At 61.7% G+C, this 858-nt stretch carries 2 protein-coding genes; both read left to right on the forward strand.

The features are described 5' to 3' along the window. Window positions 1–97: 97 nt before the first annotated feature. Window positions 98–430, forward strand: a complete 333-nt coding sequence (locus tag Q6D67_RS21630) for a hypothetical protein (RefSeq protein WP_304707918.1) — start codon at window positions 98–100, stop codon at window positions 428–430. A gap of 87 nt (window positions 431–517) precedes the next feature. Then, complete coding sequence (locus Q6D67_RS21635; RefSeq protein ID WP_304707919.1) at window positions 518–847, forward strand: DUF4400 domain-containing protein; 330 nt, start codon at window positions 518–520, stop codon at window positions 845–847. Window positions 848–858: the final 11 nt, after the last annotated feature.

Genomic DNA, 858 nt, shown 5'->3' on the forward strand with positions numbered 1-858 from the left:
ATGGGTATGACGACCGTCTCTGACGGCTCCGCATTGACCGGCAACCACCCCGTGGTTTGCTGAGCGCTTACACTTCAATACCCTGATCATGCTAAGGGTGAAGGAACTGGCCACGGCGGAGATGCTGACTGATCAGCTGCCACGGGTCGAAGTGAACACGCTGATGAGCGTGTCGGGCGTCGACGATTCTGCCGATCCGGCCTCCGGCGTGGATTTTAAATCGCGTAACGAAGACCGCATCAGTGTGTCGGAGGTCCCGATGCTCACGCCTGCCGATCTGGTACGCCTGCCCAAGGGCCAGGCCTTCGCGCTGCGGGAGGGTGGTCGTCTGTGGAAACTGCGCATGCCATTACCGGATAATCGCGCGGATGCCGTCCTGCCCGCTAGCCTGGCAGCCATGGCGCGGAGGACATGCAACGCCGCTATGTGACCAATGAGCACTGGTACCGCACCGCTGAGCGTTGGTGGCACCCGGTCGCTGATACGGACAGCCCAACCCGCCACGCCAGTCAGAACCATGGCTGAGCGCGCTGGCGCCCACCCCGCGCGCGAGGTCCAGCAGGGCAGCCTGACAAGGCTGTTCGGTCGGCTGAGCCAGGCCCTGAACTGGTTGCTGTTCGCTCTGGTATTTTCCATCGCGTTGGAATGGCTCGGCATGGTCTTCTGGTGGCCGCAAGAGGGGATTCAGCACAGCCGGAAGATGCTGACTGCGGAGGTGGGCTACCTGCAGGTGGATTTTCGGCGCAGTCTCGTCAGCGACGATCCGGCACGCTTTGCCCAGACGATGGCCCTCTGTGTCAACATTGTTGCCCCACCAATAGGTATAATACAGAGGGCGTGGAGTTGACCAATGGCAAG

It is taken from the genome of Haliea sp. E1-2-M8, assembly GCF_030649675.1.
In the GTDB taxonomy this organism is placed as follows: domain Bacteria; phylum Pseudomonadota; class Gammaproteobacteria; order Pseudomonadales; family Halieaceae; genus Haliea.

What these genes read in the sequence shown, in the direction of transcription:
- Q6D67_RS21635 (WP_304707919.1), top strand. Translation starts at nt 518, where the DNA reads ATGGCTGAGCGCGCTGGCGCCCACCCCGCGCGCGAGGTCCAGCAGGGC.